Here is a 14,990-nt window from a genome sequence, read left to right as displayed (position 1 = left end):
TGCCCGCCAGCGGGGACGTCCGACGACACGAAGCACGCCGGACGCCGCGACGCGGCCCGCGGCGGACAAACCGAGTGGCGGCCCGGTACCCCGTCTCGCCTAGGCTTGGCACCGTGACACCCGCAGAACTCTCCCAGGCAGTCCAGGCCGCCGTCAGCGCCGCCATCGAGGCGGACGAGCTGACCGTCGACGTGCCCGCGCACGTGACGGTCGAGCGGCCCAAGAACAGGGACCACGGCGACTACGCCACCAACGTGGCCCTCCAGCTCGCGAAGCCGGCCGGCAAGCCGCCGCGAGCCGTCGCGGAGATCCTGGCCGGGCGCCTGCGCGAGATCACCGGCGTGGCGAAGGTCGACATCGCCGGCCCCGGCTTCCTCAACATCACGCTGGACGCCGCCACCCAGGGCGGGCTGGCGCGCACCATCGTCGAGGCGGGCGAGGCGTACGGCCGCAACGAGGCGCTCAAGGGCCTGAAGATCAACCTGGAGTTCGTCTCGGCGAACCCGACCGGCCCGATCCACATCGGCGGCGTCCGCTGGGCCGCCGTCGGCGACTCGCTGGCCCGGGTGCTCAAGGCCACCGGCGCCGAGGTGTCGACCGAGTACTACCTGAACGATGCCGGCGTGCAGATCACCAAGTTCGCCAAGTCGCTCAAGGCCGCCGCCAACGGGCAGCCCGTCCCCGAGGACGGCTACGTCGGCGAGTACATCACCGACATCGCCAAGGCCGTCACCGACGGCGTCCCCGGCATCCTCGACCTGCCCGAGGACGAGCAGCTGCAGACCTTCCGCACCGAGGGCCTCAAGCTGATGGTCGCCGAGATCCAGCGCTCGATGGCCGAGTTCGGCGTGCACTTCGACACCTGGTTCTCCGAGCAGACGCTGCACGACTCCGGCGCCGTCGAGAAGGCCATCGAGCGGCTGCGCGAGCAGGGCCACGTCTTCGACCGGGAGGGCGCGATCTGGCTGCGCACCACCGACTTCGGCGACGACAAGGACCGCGTCCTGATCAAGGCCGACGGCGAGACCACCTACTTCGCCGCCGACGCCGCCTACTACCTGAGCAAGCGGGACCGCGGCGCGGAGGTCTCGGTCTACATGCTCGGCGCCGACCACCACGGCTACGTCAACCGCCTCAAGGCCATCGCGGCCTGCGCCGGCGACGACATGGACCGCAACATCGAGGTGATGATCGGCCAGTTCGTGAAGATGCTGCGCGACGGCAAGGAGGTCCGGCTCTCCAAGCGCGCGGGCAACATCATCACGATCGACGACGTGATCGACTGGATCGGCGTGGACGCCGCCCGCTACATGCTGGTGCGGCAGTCCACCGACTCCACCATCACCATCGACATCGACCTGGTGACCAGCACCTCCCGGGAGAACCCGGTCTACTACGTGCAGTACGCGCACGCCCGGATGTGCTCCGTGCAGCGCAACGCGGTGGAGAAGGGCATCACCCGCAGCGCGGACTTCAAACCGGAGCTGCTGAGCAGCGAGTGGGAGAACGACCTGCTCGGCCAGCTCGGCGAGTTCCCGCGGGCGCTGGCCAAGGCCGGCGAGCTGCGCGAGCCGCACCACGTGGCCACGTACCTGGAGGAACTGGCCCGCGCCTTCCACCGGTTCTACGACAACTGCCCGATCCTGCCGAAGGGCGACGAGGAGGTCACCGACCTCACGCACGCCCGCCTCTGGCTGGCCGACGCGACGCGGACGACGCTGGCCAACGGCCTCGGCCTGCTCGGCGTCTCGGCGCCCGAGCGGATGTAAGCACCACACCCCCGAAGCGCAGCACAGCAGGGGGCGGCGACCGGTCGACGGAGACCGGTGGCCGCCCCTCGCCATAGGTCGAGGAAGTTTCATCAGATGAGCCGCTCCGCCCACCCCGCAGGCCCCCGCCACGGCGACGTGCTGCCCGAGGGCCACTACCAGGCCCCGCCGGCCGACCTCAACGCGCTCGACCCCAAGGTCTGGTCGCGCACCGTGGCCCGGAACGCCGAGGGCGTCGCCACCGTCGGCGGCGTCGACGTGCGCACCCTGGCCGCCGAGTTCGGCACCCCCGCGTACGTGCTGGACGAGGCCGACTTCCGGGCCCGGGCCCGGGCCTGGCGGGACGCCTTCGGCGAGAGCGCCGACGTGTACTACGCGGGCAAGGCGTTCCTGTCCAAGGCCGTGGTGCGCTGGCTGCACGAGGAGGGCCTGAACGTCGACGTCTGCTCCTCGGGCGAGCTGCACGTGGCGCTGGCGGCCGGCATGCCGGGGGAGCGGATCGCGCTGCACGGCAACAACAAGTCGGTGCCGGAGCTGGAGCAGGCGGTGAAGGCCGGGGTCGGGCACATCGTGGTCGACTCCTTCCAGGAGATCGAGCGGCTGGCCGCCATCGCCGACGCCCAGGGCGTCCGGCAGCCGGTGCTGATCCGGATCACCGTCGGCGTCGAGGCGCACACCCACGAGTTCATCGCCACCGCGCACGAGGACCAGAAGTTCGGCCTCTCGCTCTCCGGCGGCCTGGCCGCCGAGGCGGTCCGCCGGGTGCTGGCCGAGCCGGCCCTGGAGCTGCGCGGCATCCACTCGCACATCGGCTCGCAGATCTTCGACTTCGCCGGGTTCGAGGTCGCCGCCCGCCGGGTGGTCGGCCTGCTCGCCGAGGTCCGCGACGAGCACGGCGTCGAGCTGCCGGAGATCGACCTGGGCGGCGGCCTGGGCATCGCCTACACCGCCGACGACGACCCCCGCGAGCCCGCCGAGATCGCCGCCTCGCTCCGCGAGATCGTCCGGCGCGAGTGCGCCGCCGCCGAGTTGACGGCCCCTCGGATCTCGGTCGAACCGGGCCGGGCGATCGTCGGCCCGACCGCGTTCACCCTCTACGAGGTCGGCACCGTCAAGCCGCTGGAGGGCCTGCGCACCTACGTCAGCGTGGACGGCGGCATGTCCGACAACATCCGCACCGCGCTGTACGACGCCGAGTACTCGGTGGCGCTGGTCTCCCGCACCAGCGAGGCCGAGCCGATGCTGGCCCGGGTGGTCGGCAAGCACTGCGAGTCCGGCGACATCGTGGTCAAGGACGCCTTCCTGCCCGCCGACCTGGCCCCCGGCGACCTGATCGCGGTGCCCGCGACCGGCGCCTACTGCCGCTCGATGGCGAGCAACTACAACCACGCCCTCAAGCCCCCCGTGCTGGCCGTCGCGGACGGCGCGGCCCGGGTGATCGTCCGCCGCGAGACGGAGGAGGATCTCCTGCGGCTCGATATCGGCTGACGAAATTTTCGTCTCAGAACGTGGACCAGCCGTAGATCCGTGCGGAAAGTCCCGGAGACTGGTGGGAAACAGGCAAGCCCCCGGGGACGACGGAACACCCCGACGGGGACCGAAGAATGCAGAGCGGAGTCGGATGATGCGTACGCGCCCGCTGAAGGTGGCGTTGCTGGGCTGTGGTGTGGTGGGCTCCGAGGTGGCGCGCATCATGACGACGACGGCCGACGACCTCGCCGCGCGCATCGGCGCCCCGGTCGAGCTCGCCGGCATCGCGGTCCGCCGGGCCGGGCGCCCCCGCCCCGGGGTGCCCGAGCACCTGCTCACCACCGACGCCGAGGCCCTGGTCGGCCGCGGCGACATCGACGTGGTGGTCGAGGTGGTGGGCGGCATCGAGCCGTCCAAATCGCTGATCCTGAAAGCCTTCGAGGGCGGCGCCTCGGTGGTCTCCGCGAACAAGGCGCTGCTCGCCAAGGACGGCGCCGAACTGCACGAGAAGGCCGCCGCGGCCGGCGTCGACCTCTACTACGAGGCCGCCGTCGCCGGGGCGATCCCGCTGCTGCGCCCGCTGCGCGAGTCGCTGGCCGGCGACAAGGTGAACCGGGTGCTGGGCATCGTCAACGGCACCACCAACTTCATCCTCGACAAGATGGACTCCACCGGCGCCGGGTACTCCGAGGCGCTGGAGGAGGCCACCGCGCTCGGCTACGCCGAGGCCGACCCGACCGCCGACGTGGAAGGCTTCGACGCCGCCGCCAAGGCCGCCATCCTGGCCGGGATCGCCTTCCACACCAAGGTCACCGCCGCGGACGTCTACCGCGAGGGCATCACCGAGGTCACCGCCGCCGACATCGCCTCCGCCAAGCAGATGGGCTGCGTGGTCAAGCTGCTGGCGATCTGCGAGCGCGCCGCCGACGGCGCCTCGGTCACCGCCCGGGTGCACCCGGCGATGATCCCGCTCAGCCACCCGCTGGCCTCCGTCCGCGAGGCGTACAACGCGGTCTTCGTGGAGGCCGAGGCGGCCGGCCGGCTGATGTTCTACGGCCCCGGCGCGGGCGGCTCGCCGACCGCCTCCGCGGTCCTCGGCGACCTGGTCGCGGTCTGCCGCAACAAGCTGAACGGCTCCACCGGCCCCGGCGACTCGGTGTACGCCGCGCTGCCCGCCAAGCCGATGGACGAGGTGGTCACCCGCTACCACGTGAGCCTGGACGTGGACGACCGCGCGGGCGTGCTCGCCCAGGTCGCCTCGGTCTTCGCCGAGCACGGCGTCTCCATCGACACCGTGCGCCAGCAGGGCCGCGACGGCGACGCCGCGCTCGTCGTGGTCACCCACCGCGCCACCGACGCCGCCCTGTCGGCGACGGTCGACAAGCTCCGCGCACTGGACAGCGTGCGCGACGTGGCCAGCATCATGCGGGTCGAAGGGGAATAGGAAAACCGGTATGAACGCCATTGCCGAAAGCACCGCCCGAGGCAGCCACACCCACCAGTGGCGCGGCCTCATCGAGGAGTACCGCGACCGCCTCCCGGTCTCCGCCTCCACCCCCGTGGTGACCCTGCTGGAGGGCGGCACGCCGCTCGTCCCCGCCCAGGTGCTCTCCGAGCGCACCGGCTGCGACGTCTACCTCAAGGTCGAGGGCGCCAACCCGACCGGTTCCTTCAAGGACCGCGGGATGACCATGGCCATCTCCAAGGCCAAGGAGGACGGCGCCCAGGCCGTCATCTGCGCGTCCACCGGCAACACCTCCGCCTCCGCCGCCGCCTACGCGGTGCGGGCCGGCATGGTCTCCGCCGTGCTCGTCCCGCAGGGCAAGATCGCCCTCGGCAAGATGGGCCAGGCGCTGGTGCACGGCGCCAAGATCCTCCAGGTCGACGGCAACTTCGACGACTGCCTGACGCTCGCCCGCGAGCTCTCCGAGAAGTACCCGGTCGCCCTGGTCAACTCGGTCAACCCGGTGCGCATCGAGGGCCAGAAGACCGCCGCCTTCGAGATCGTCGACATGCTCGGCGACGCCCCCGACATCCACGTCCTGCCGGTCGGCAACGCGGGCAACATCACCGCCTACTGGAAGGGCTACCGCGAGTACGCGGCGGACGGCCTCGCCACCCGCACCCCGCGGATGTGGGGCTTCCAGGCGTCCGGCTCGGCCCCCATCGTGGACGGCGCCCCGGTGCTCAAGCCGCAGACCATCGCCACCGCGATCCGGATCGGCAACCCCGCCTCCTGGGACTACGCGCTCGCCGCCCGGGACGACTCCGGCGGCCTCATCGACAAGGTGACGGACCGCCAGATCCTGTCCGCCTACCGGCTGTTGGCCTCCCAGGAGGGCGTCTTCGTCGAGCCCGCCTCGGCCGCCTCGGTGGCCGGCCTGCTCGCCAAGGCCGAGGCCGGCCTGGTCGACCCCGGCCAGCGGATCGTCTGCACCGTCACCGGCAACGGCCTCAAGGACCCGGACTGGGCGGTGGCCGGCGCCCCGCAGCCGCAGATCGTCCCGATCGACCCGGAGACGGCCGCCCGCCGCCTCGGCCTGCTCGACTGACCCGCCCGACCGAGCGTCGACCCGGCGAGCGGCCCGCCCCCAGGGAGCGGACCGCTCGCCGCCGCTTTCCGGTCAACCCACCGGTGCTTTTCCGCTGGTTGCGGCAACACGGAAGATCCGAGCCGGGCGGGGTGTACCGCTCCGGAACCTCTCTTCGATACGCTTGACCCCGCGGGCCGCGCCATGCTGCGCGCCCCCTTCGGCACCCCGCCGCCACGTACCGCCGCAGGCCCCGTCGTCCGGATCGCCCGGGCCTGGATCCCCCCACCTTTCAGGAGTGTGTCCACCGCATGGCCGGTTCCGCGTTCCGCGCCGCCGCCGTCCGGGTCCGCGTCCCCGCGACCAGCGCCAACCTCGGCCCCGGCTTCGACGCCTTCGGCCTCGCCCTGGGGCTCTACGACGACGTGGTGGTCCGGGTCTCCGACTCCGGCCTGGCCGTGGACATCGCCGGCGAGGGCGCCGAGAACCTGGCCCGCGACGAGCGCCACCTGGTGGTCCGCTCGATGCGCGCCGCCTTCGACCGGCTCGGCGGCCAGCCCCGCGGCCTCGAAGTGGTCTGCGCCAACCGGATACCGCACGGCCGCGGCCTGGGCTCCTCGTCCGCCGCGATCTGCGCCGGCATCGTCGCCGCCCGCGCCGTCACCATCGGCGGCGCCTCCGCGCTCGGCGACGACGCGCTGCTCGCCCTCGCCTCCGAGCTGGAGGGCCACCCGGACAACGTCGCGGCCTGCCTGCGCGGCAACTTCACCGTCGCCTGGACCGAGGACGACGGCGCCCGCACCATCACCCTGGACCCCTCCGACCGGGTCGTGCCGGTCGTGTTCATCCCGTCCACCGAGGTGCTCACCGAGACCGCGCGCGGCCTGCTCCCCAAGACCGTGCCGCTCTCCGACGCCGCGCTCAACGCGGGCCGCGCCGCCCTGCTGGTCGAGGCGCTCACCCGCCGCCCGGAGCTGCTGCTCACCGCCACCGAGGACCGCCTGCACCAGGACTACCGGGCCTCCGCGATGCCGGACAGCGCGGCCCTGATCACCGCCCTGCGCGCCGAGGGCGTCCCCGCCGTCATCTCGGGTGCCGGACCGACCGTGCTCGCCCTCACCGACGAGGCCAACGCCGGCAAGGTGCTGGAGTTCGCCTCCGGCGACCGCGGGAACAGCGCGGGGGCGCAGTTCGCGGCGCACCGGCTGGAGCTGGACCGCACCGGCGCCACCGTCCTGCCGCTCGACATGTGAGACGGACACGATTGACAACCAAAGGGCTGGGGAATGTGTCAGGGGGTAGGTAGTGTTAACCTCATTGCTGCACCAGATGCCCTCCGGGCGCCGGTGCGACGCATCCCGATCCCGTTCCCCCGTCCGCACGGGGGCCGGAAGCTCGGGAGCACGATTCTCCGGGAGTTCGCCACACCGCGTACGCAGCCTGCCTGCGCAAGTGGGGCCCATCCCGAAGCCGTGACGGCACCGGACTCCCACCCCCAGCCTCCTGACTGAGGCTCGGCCGGGCGGGGCCCGCACTGCCGCCGCGCGGCGGGGGCCCGGGCATCGACAGGCGCAGCGAGGTCGGCACCAGAACCGGCCGTCCGCGCCGCTTCGCACCACAGTGCACCGCACTTCGCAGCTCCCCGGAAGGACCAGCCTTCCGCGGGAATCCAGCCCCTGACCAGCGCAAAGAGACGCTGGGCAGGACAGCACAACCGGTCGCCGTGCCAGACAGGCCGACGTCCGCTCCAGGGAAGGACCCTTAGTGAGCGACACCACCGATCTGATGGGCGCGCGCCCGGACGCCGAGGCGTCGGACGCAGCCGCCCCTGCGGCTCCGGCGCGGCGCCGCCGTACCGCTGCCGCCGGCCTGGACGGCCTGGTGCTGGCCGAGCTCCAGAAGCTCGCCTCGTCCCTCGGGATCAGCGGTACCGGACGGCTGCGCAAGAGCCAGCTGATCGAGGCCATCAAGGAGAAGAGCGGCGGGGACCCGCTGCTCGCCGGCGCCTCCGGCGCCACCGCTCCGGCCGCCAAGAAGGCCGCCAAGGCCGCCGCGCCCGCCGCCGCCGAGGCCGCTCCGGCCGCCCCGGCCGAGGAGCAGGCCGAAGCGGCGGCTCCGGCCCGGGCGGCCCGCCGCACCCGTGCCGCCGCTGCCGCCACCGAGCCGCAGCCGCAGGCGCAGATCGAGATCCCGGTGCAGGCCGCCGCCGAGACCGCGGCCGCCACCGCCCGGGCCGAGCGCCCGCGCCGCCGGGCCACCGCCGCGGCCGGCGCCCCGACCGCCGAGGCCGGCACCGCCACCGCCACCGCCACCGCCGAGCAGGCCCCCGCCGAGGCCAAGACCGAGGCGCAGCGCCCGGCCGCCGCCGAGGGCGAGGGCCGTCCCGAGCGCCGCGAGCGCCGGGACCGTCGCGAGCGCGGCGAGCGCACCGAGCGCACCGAGGCCCCCGCGGCCGAGAGCGACAACGAGGTCCGGGAGTCCCGCCGGGACCGCCGCAACCGCCGCGAGCGCGACCGCACCGACCGCCAGCAGGACGGCGGCCAGGGCCGCCAGCAGCAGAACCAGCAGCAGAACCAGCAGCAGGGCGGCGCCCAGCAGCAGGGCGGCGGCAACGCCCACCAGCAGCAGGGCGGCTACGACGACGACGAGTTCGGCGACGGCCGGCGCGGCCGCCGCGGCCGCTACCGCGACCGCCGGGGCCGTCGCCGCGAGGGCTTCGAGGGCACCACCGGCCCCGAGGTCCCGCTGAGCGACGACGACGTCCTGATCCCCGTCGCGGGCATCCTGGACATCCTCGACAACTACGCCTTCGTCCGGACCTCGGGCTACCTGCCCGGCCAGAACGACGTCTACGTCTCGCTGGCCCAGGTCCGCAAGCACGGCCTGCGCAAGGGCGACGCCATCACCGGCGCGGTCCGCCAGCCCAAGGACGGCGAGCGCCGCGAGAAGTTCAACGCCATGGTGCGGCTGGACTCCGTCAACGGCATGGACCCGGACAGCGGCCGCGGCCGCCCCGAGTTCGGCAAGCTGACCCCGCTGTACCCGCAGGAGCGGCTGCGCCTGGAGACCGACCCGGGCGTGCTGACCACCCGGATCATCGACCTGGTGTCGCCGATCGGCAAGGGCCAGCGCGGTCTGATCGTGGCCCCGCCGAAGACCGGCAAGACCATGATCATGCAGGCGATCGCCAACGCGATCACCCACAACAACCCCGAGTGCCACCTGATGGTCGTCCTGGTGGACGAGCGTCCGGAAGAGGTCACCGACATGCAGCGGTCGGTGAAGGGCGAGGTCATCTCCTCGACCTTCGACCGCCCGGCCGAGGACCACACCACCGTCGCCGAGCTCGCCATCGAGCGCGCCAAGCGCCTGGTGGAGCTGGGCCACGACGTGGTGATCCTGCTGGACTCCATCACCCGCCTGGGCCGCGCCTACAACCTGGCCGCGCCCGCCTCCGGCCGCATCCTGTCCGGTGGTGTCGACTCGACCGCGCTGTACCCGCCGAAGAAGTTCTTCGGCGCCGCGCGCAACATCGAGAACGGCGGCTCGCTGACCATCCTCGCCACCGCGCTGGTCGACACCGGCTCGCGGATGGACGAGGTGATCTTCGAGGAGTTCAAGGGCACCGGCAACATGGAGCTCAAGCTCGACCGGAAGCTCTCCGACAAGCGCATCTTCCCCTCCGTCGACGTGGACGCCTCCGGCACCCGCAAGGAGGAGATCCTGCTCGGCCACGAGGAGCTGGCCATCACCTGGAAGCTCCGCCGGGTCCTGCACGCGCTCGACTCGCAGCAGGCGATCGAGCTGCTGCTGGACAAGATGAAGCAGACCAAGTCGAACGCCGAGTTCCTGATGCAGATCGCCAAGAACACCCCCGGCTCGGGCGACTGACGCCGGTAGCACCGCCCTCCCCGGGACCCCGCACCGCCGCTCGGCGGTGCGGGGTCCCGGGCTTTTCCCGTGCGGGGACCGGAAACCGCTCGCCGTACCGGCGCGTCACTTATGCTCGAAAGGTCGCACTGAGGGCGAAATGAGGCGATATGGCCGAGAACACCGAGCACCGCCCCCCGCGTCGCCGCGGGCTCCGGATCGCGCTGTTCACGCTGGCCGGCCTCGTCCTGGTCGGTGCCGGACTGGGCGGGATCGCCTACTGGAAGCTCAACGGGAACATCCACGGCGTCGACATCTCCGGCCAGCTGGGCACCGCCCGGCCGCCCGCCTCCACCGGCGGGGCGTTCAACGTGCTGGTGCTGGGCTCCGACTCGCGCTCCGGCGCCAACGGCAGCCTGGCGGGCGGCGAGACCGGGGACACCGCCCGCTCGGACACCGCGATGGTCGTGCACGTCAACCAGGCGCACACCGCCGCCTCGGTGGTCTCCATACCGCGCGACACCCTGGTGTCCCGCCCGGCCTGCACCGCCTCCGACGGCAAACAGGTCGCCGCGGCCCGCAGCGCGATGTTCAACTCCGCGTACGAGGTCGGCGGCCCGGCCTGCGCGGTGAAGACCGCCGAGCAGCTCACCGGGATGCGGATGGACCACTTCGTCGAGGTCGACTTCACCGGCTTCGCCGCGCTGATCGACGCGATCGGCGGGGTGGACGTCACCACCACGGTGGCGATCGACGACAAGGACAGCGGGCTGCACCTCGACCCCGGCACCCACCACCTGGGCGGTGCGCAGGCGCTGGCCTTCGTCCGGACCAGGCACGGCGTCGGCGACGGCAGCGACCTGGGCCGGATCGAGCTGCAGAAGGAGATGGTCAAGGCGATGCTCGGGCAGATCGGCTCGCTCGGCCTGACCTCCAACCCGGTGGCGATGTGGAAGCTCGGCGACAAACTGACCAGCTCGCTGACCACAGACTCCGACCTGGCCTCGGTGAACTCGCTGGTCGGCATGGCGCAGACGATCAAGAAGATCGGGCCGGACCAGCTCACCATGGTCACCCTGCCGGTGGCGTACGCGGTCAGCGACCCCAACCGGGTGGTCCCGAAGACCCCGGACGCCCAGCAGCTGTGGACGGCGCTGCGGACCGACCAGGCGGTGCCGCCGCAGGTGCTCCAGCAGCAGCCGGCCAACCCGGCGATGGCCTCGCCGTCCGCCCCCGGATCGGCCTCCGGATCGGCCCCCGCGTCGGCCTCGGCCTCGGTCTCCGTCCCCGCGACGGCCCGGGCGTCCCGGCCGGCGGTGGCGGGCGGGGGAGCGGAATAGCCGGATCCGCCTCCCGGTTTGGGAAGATGCGGGCAGTGCTGGCACACTGGTCCGTCGGTCCCGGTTCACGAGCGGCAGTCGATGTCCGCCGACCCGGTGCCCTCCCGATCAGCTAGGAGAATCCCTTGAAGTCCAACGTTCACCCGGACTACGTCCTCACCAAGGTGACCTGCACCTGCGGCAACGAGTTCACCACTCGTTCGACCGAGACCAGCGGCGAGATCCGCGCCGAGGTCTGCTCGAACTGCCACCCGTTCTACACCGGCAAGCAGAAGATTCTGGACACCGGTGGCCGCGTGGCCCGCTTCGAGGCGCGCTTCGGCAAGAAGCTCTCCGGCGGCAAGGCCTAGCGCTTCCACGGCGCCGGTCTCGGACGTCCCCGTGCTCGTGCACGGGGGCGTCCGGGCCGGCGCCGTTCGCGTCCCTCCCCCCAAGCTCCCCCCGCGGCACACTCACGGAAGTAGGACAGACCGATGTTCGAGGCAGTCGAGGAGCTCCTCGTCGAGCACGCCGACCTCGAGAAGAGGCTGGCCGACCCGTCGGTGCACGCCGACCAGGCGAACGCCCGCAAGCTGGCCAAGCGGTACGCCGAGCTGACCCCGATCACCCGGACGTACCTGGCCTGGCGGCAGGCCGGCGAGGACATCGTCGCCGCGCGCGAACTCGCCACCGAGGACCCGGACTTCATCGCCGAGGCGAAGGCGTCCGAGGCCCGGCAGGAGGAGCTGACCGAGGAGCTGCGGCTGCTGCTGGTGCCGCGCGACCCCAACGACGACAAGGACGTCATCCTGGAGGTCAAGGCGGGCGAGGGCGGCGAGGAGTCCGCGCTGTTCGCCGGCGACCTGCTGCGGATGTACCTGCGCTACGCGGAGCGGCTCGGCTGGAAGACCGAGATCATCGACGCCAACGAGTCCGACCTCGGCGGGTACAAGGACGTCTCGGTGGCGGTCAAGACCAAGGGCAACCCCGAGCCGGGCCACGGCGTCTGGGCGCAGCTGAAGTACGAGGGCGGCGTGCACCGGGTGCAGCGGGTGCCCGCGACCGAGTCGCAGGGCCGGATCCACACCTCCGCCGCGGGCGTGCTGGTCACCCCGGAGGCCGAGGAGGTCGAGGTGGAGATCCACGCCAACGACCTGCGGATCGACGTCTACCGCTCCTCCGGCCCCGGCGGGCAGTCGGTGAACACCACCGACTCCGCGGTCCGGATCACCCACCTGCCGACCGGTATCGTGGCGTCCTGCCAGAACGAGAAGAGCCAGCTGCAGAACAAGGAGCAGGCGATGCGCATCCTGCGTTCGCGGCTGCTGGCCGCCGCGCAGGAGGAGGCCGAGCGGGAGGCGTCCGACGCCCGCCGCAGCCAGGTGCGCACCGTGGACCGCTCCGAGCGGATCCGGACGTACAACTTCCCGGAGAACCGCATCTCCGACCACCGCACCGGGTTCAAGTCGTACAACCTGGACCAGGTGCTGGACGGCGACCTCAACGCGGTCATCCAGTCCTGCGTGGACGCCGACGCCGCGGCCAAGCTGGCCGCCGCGCAGGAGAACTGAGCCTAGGAGCTAAGGGGCCCGAGGGTATGAACCTGCTGCTCGCCGAGGTGGCCCAGGCCACCCAGCGCCTGGCCGCGGCCGGCGTGCCCTCGCCGCGCTTCGACGCCGAGGAGCTGGCGGCGCACACCCACGGGGTGAAGCGCAGCCAGCTGCACACCGTGCCGGACGGGGACTTCGACGCCCGGTACTGGGAGGCGGTCTCCCGCCGCGAGCAGCGCGAGCCGCTGCAGCACATCACCGGTCGGGCGTTCTTCCGCTACCTCGAACTGGAGGTCGGGCCGGGGGTGTTCGTTCCCCGGCCGGAGACCGAGTCGGTGGTCGAGTGGGCGATAGACGCGGTCCGCGCGATGGACGTGGCCGAACCGCTGGTGGTCGACCTGTGCACCGGCTCCGGGGCGATCGCGCTGGCCCTCGCCCAGGAACTGCCCCGCTCGACCGTGCACGCCTTCGAACTCGACGAGGGCGCCCTCGCCTACACCCGCCGCAACGTCGAGGCCAGCCCCGACCGCGCCCGGGTGCACCTGCACCAGGGCGACGCCACCCAGGCCTTCGTCGACGACCGCGGCTGGGACGGCCGGTTCGACCTGGTGATCAGCAACCCGCCGTACATCCCGCTCACCGAGTGGGAGTACGTCGCCCCCGAGGCCCGCGACCACGACCCGCAGATGTCGCTGTTCTCCGGCGAGGACGGCCTGGACACCATCCGCGGCATCGAACGCGTCGCGGCCCGGCTGCTGCGGCCCGGCGGCGCGGTGGTGATCGAGCACGCGGACACCCAGGGCGGGCAGGTCCCGTGGATCTTCCGCGAGGAGGGCGGCTGGACGGACGCCGCCGACCACCGGGACCTCAACAACCGGCCCCGCTTCACCACCGCCCGAAGGGCGTCGTTGTGAACACCGGGCACAGCACCACAGCTCGGCGCGCCTCGCTCTGAGCACCGCCGCGCCGTACGTACCACTGACTTTCACCGGAAGGGGATTGCTCCGATGAGCCGCCGATACGACTGCTCCGACGCCCAGGACCGCGCGAGCGGGCTGCGTGAGGCCGCCACGGCGATCCGCCGCGGAGAGCTGGTGGTGGTGCCGACCGACACGGTGTACGGGATCGCCGCGGACGCCTTCTCGCCGGAGGCGGTCGGTGCGCTGCTGGAGGCCAAGGGCCGGGGCCGGAACATGCCCTCGCCGGTGCTGGTCGGCTCGCCGACCACGCTGCACGGGCTGGTCACCGACTTCTCCGAGCAGGCCTGGGAGCTGGTGGACGCGTTCTGGCCGGGCGGCCTGACCCTGGTGGCCCGGCACCAGCCCTCGCTGCGCTGGGACCTGGGCGAGACCCGGGGCACCGTCGCGGTCCGGATGCCGCTGCACCCGGTCGTGCTGGAACTGCTGAACGCCACCGGCCCGCTCGCGGTCTCCTCCGGCAACAAGACCGGCGGCCCGTCCCCGTCCACCTGCGACGAGGCCGAGGCCCAGCTCGGCGACGCGGTCTCGATCTACCTGGACGGCGGGACGGCGGACTACGGCACGCCCTCGACCATCGTCGACGTCACCGGCAAGGTGCCGGTGGTGCTGCGGTCGGGCGCGATCAGCGTCGAGCAGCTGAGGGAGGTCGTTCCGGACGTGGAGGCCGGCAGTTGACCGCCGCTGCCCCCCTGTACGGAGCGGGCGGCGCCCTGGCACCCTTCGCGGAGCCGGGGCCGCCCGCGCTGGACACCTTCCGCATCCTGTTCGTCTGCACCGGGAACATCTGCCGCTCCCCGATCGCCGAGCGCCTGGCCCGGCTGGAGCTGGACTCCCGGCTCGGCGTCCGGACCGGCCGCCGGATCGTGGTGGAGAGCGCCGGCACCTGGGGCCACGAGGGCGCCCCGATGGAGGCGCACGCGGCGACGGTGCTCGGCGAGTACGGCGCGGACAGCGCCGGCTTCGCGGGCCGGGAGCTGCTGGACGAGCACGTGATCGACGCCGACCTGGTGCTGACCGCGACCCTGGACCACCGGGCGCAGGTCATCTCGATGGGGCACGCGGCGGGTCTGCGCACCTTCACCATCAAGGAGTTCACCCGTCTGGTGCAAAGGGTCGACCCACGCACCCTGCCGGACCCCAGGGACGGCGCGCGGCTGACCGAGCGCGCCCGCGCACTGGTCCGCTCGGCCGCCGCCTTGCGCGGCTGGCTGCTGGCCTCCGCGCCCGAGTTCGACGAGCTGAGGGACCCGTACGGGGCCCCGATCGGGATGTTCCGCAACTGCGGCGAGGAGATATTCGACGCGCTGGACCCGGTGGTGACCGCACTGACCGGTGTGGCCCGCTGAGTTGAGCGCCCTCCACTAAAGTTTCCGTGGGGGATTCGTGAAGACTGCGTGCGCAGGCAGTGGCGGCAACCGGAAAGGCGCAAGCCCGCGCGCGCGGGCGGGCCGGGCGGCGGAGGCCGACCTACGCTGGAAAAATCTGCCCGCACCGCAGCCTG

Annotated in this window: 12 protein-coding genes; all 12 read left to right on the top strand. The window is 72.5% G+C overall.

Annotated elements, in window-relative coordinates; translation table 11 throughout:
* Positions 1 to 113 precede the first annotated feature (113 nt).
* The 12 genes from argS to EDD39_RS01120 all read left to right on the top strand — a co-directional run bounded on the left by argS (position 114) and on the right by EDD39_RS01120 (position 14,835).
* The gene (gene argS / locus EDD39_RS01175) at positions 114 to 1,769 is read left to right on the top strand and encodes an arginine--tRNA ligase (protein ID WP_123552914.1); all 1,656 of its coding nucleotides are present in this window, start codon (positions 114 to 116) and stop codon (positions 1,767 to 1,769) included.
* A gap of 96 nt (positions 1,770 to 1,865) precedes the next feature.
* Entirely contained in the window at positions 1,866 to 3,257 is a 1,392-nt protein-coding gene (gene lysA, locus EDD39_RS01170) for a diaminopimelate decarboxylase (RefSeq protein WP_123552912.1), read from the top strand.
* 133 nt (positions 3,258 to 3,390) lie between these two features.
* The gene (locus EDD39_RS01165; protein ID WP_030457737.1) at positions 3,391 to 4,683 is read left to right on the top strand and encodes a homoserine dehydrogenase; all 1,293 of its coding nucleotides are present in this window, start codon (positions 3,391 to 3,393) and stop codon (positions 4,681 to 4,683) included.
* Between the two features lie 10 nt (positions 4,684 to 4,693).
* Entirely contained in the window at positions 4,694 to 5,791 is a 1,098-nt protein-coding gene (gene thrC / locus EDD39_RS01160; protein ID WP_051816477.1) for a threonine synthase, read from the top strand.
* 290 nt (positions 5,792 to 6,081) lie between these two features.
* On the top strand, positions 6,082 to 7,023 hold the full coding sequence (gene thrB, locus EDD39_RS01155; RefSeq protein ID WP_123552910.1) for a homoserine kinase: 942 nt from the start codon (positions 6,082 to 6,084) through the stop codon (positions 7,021 to 7,023).
* 511 nt (positions 7,024 to 7,534) lie between these two features.
* A complete protein-coding gene (gene rho, locus EDD39_RS01150) occupies positions 7,535 to 9,661 on the top strand; it encodes a transcription termination factor Rho (RefSeq protein ID WP_123552908.1) in 2,127 nt (708 codons plus the stop codon).
* A gap of 149 nt (positions 9,662 to 9,810) precedes the next feature.
* On the top strand, positions 9,811 to 10,980 hold the full coding sequence (locus EDD39_RS01145; RefSeq protein WP_244256553.1) for an LCP family protein: 1,170 nt from the start codon (positions 9,811 to 9,813) through the stop codon (positions 10,978 to 10,980).
* A gap of 125 nt (positions 10,981 to 11,105) precedes the next feature.
* Positions 11,106 to 11,330 (top strand): 50S ribosomal protein L31, encoded by a 225-nt coding sequence (gene rpmE / locus EDD39_RS01140; protein ID WP_014138082.1) that lies wholly within the window; start codon positions 11,106 to 11,108, stop codon positions 11,328 to 11,330.
* Between the two features lie 123 nt (positions 11,331 to 11,453).
* Positions 11,454 to 12,530, top strand: coding sequence for a peptide chain release factor 1 (gene prfA, locus EDD39_RS01135; RefSeq protein WP_123552905.1), 1,077 nt, complete (start codon positions 11,454 to 11,456; stop codon positions 12,528 to 12,530).
* Positions 12,531 to 12,556: 26 nt separating this feature from the next.
* Complete coding sequence (prmC, locus tag EDD39_RS01130; RefSeq protein WP_123552903.1) at positions 12,557 to 13,423, top strand: peptide chain release factor N(5)-glutamine methyltransferase; 867 nt, start codon at positions 12,557 to 12,559, stop codon at positions 13,421 to 13,423.
* A gap of 93 nt (positions 13,424 to 13,516) precedes the next feature.
* Positions 13,517 to 14,164, top strand: coding sequence for an L-threonylcarbamoyladenylate synthase (locus EDD39_RS01125; RefSeq protein ID WP_030457730.1), 648 nt, complete (start codon positions 13,517 to 13,519; stop codon positions 14,162 to 14,164).
* A 35-nt stretch (positions 14,165 to 14,199) separates the two neighbouring features.
* Positions 14,200 to 14,835, top strand: a complete 636-nt coding sequence (locus tag EDD39_RS01120) for an arsenate reductase/protein-tyrosine-phosphatase family protein (protein ID WP_208765591.1) — start codon at positions 14,200 to 14,202, stop codon at positions 14,833 to 14,835.
* Positions 14,836 to 14,990 lie beyond the last annotated feature (155 nt).

The organism is Kitasatospora cineracea (assembly GCF_003751605.1).
Lineage (GTDB): Bacteria > Actinomycetota > Actinomycetes > Streptomycetales > Streptomycetaceae > Kitasatospora > Kitasatospora cineracea.
Note: the sequence above shows the minus strand (reverse complement) of the source record. Positions and strands in the feature narration are given on the sequence as shown.

Bases quoted from the DNA above. Each gene is read 5' to 3' on its own strand.
- lysA (WP_123552912.1), top strand. From the start codon at position 1,866: ATGAGCCGCTCCGCCCACCCCGCAGGCCCCCGCCACGGCGACGTGCTG.
- EDD39_RS01145 (WP_244256553.1), top strand. From the start codon at position 9,811: ATGGCCGAGAACACCGAGCACCGCCCCCCGCGTCGCCGCGGGCTCCGG.
- prmC (WP_123552903.1), top strand. From the start codon at position 12,557: ATGAACCTGCTGCTCGCCGAGGTGGCCCAGGCCACCCAGCGCCTGGCC.
- prfA (WP_123552905.1), top strand. From the start codon at position 11,454: ATGTTCGAGGCAGTCGAGGAGCTCCTCGTCGAGCACGCCGACCTCGAG.
- thrB (WP_123552910.1), top strand. From the start codon at position 6,082: ATGGCCGGTTCCGCGTTCCGCGCCGCCGCCGTCCGGGTCCGCGTCCCC.
- EDD39_RS01125 (WP_030457730.1), top strand. From the start codon at position 13,517: ATGAGCCGCCGATACGACTGCTCCGACGCCCAGGACCGCGCGAGCGGG.
- thrC (WP_051816477.1), top strand. From the start codon at position 4,694: ATGAACGCCATTGCCGAAAGCACCGCCCGAGGCAGCCACACCCACCAG.
- EDD39_RS01165 (WP_030457737.1), top strand. From the start codon at position 3,391: ATGATGCGTACGCGCCCGCTGAAGGTGGCGTTGCTGGGCTGTGGTGTG.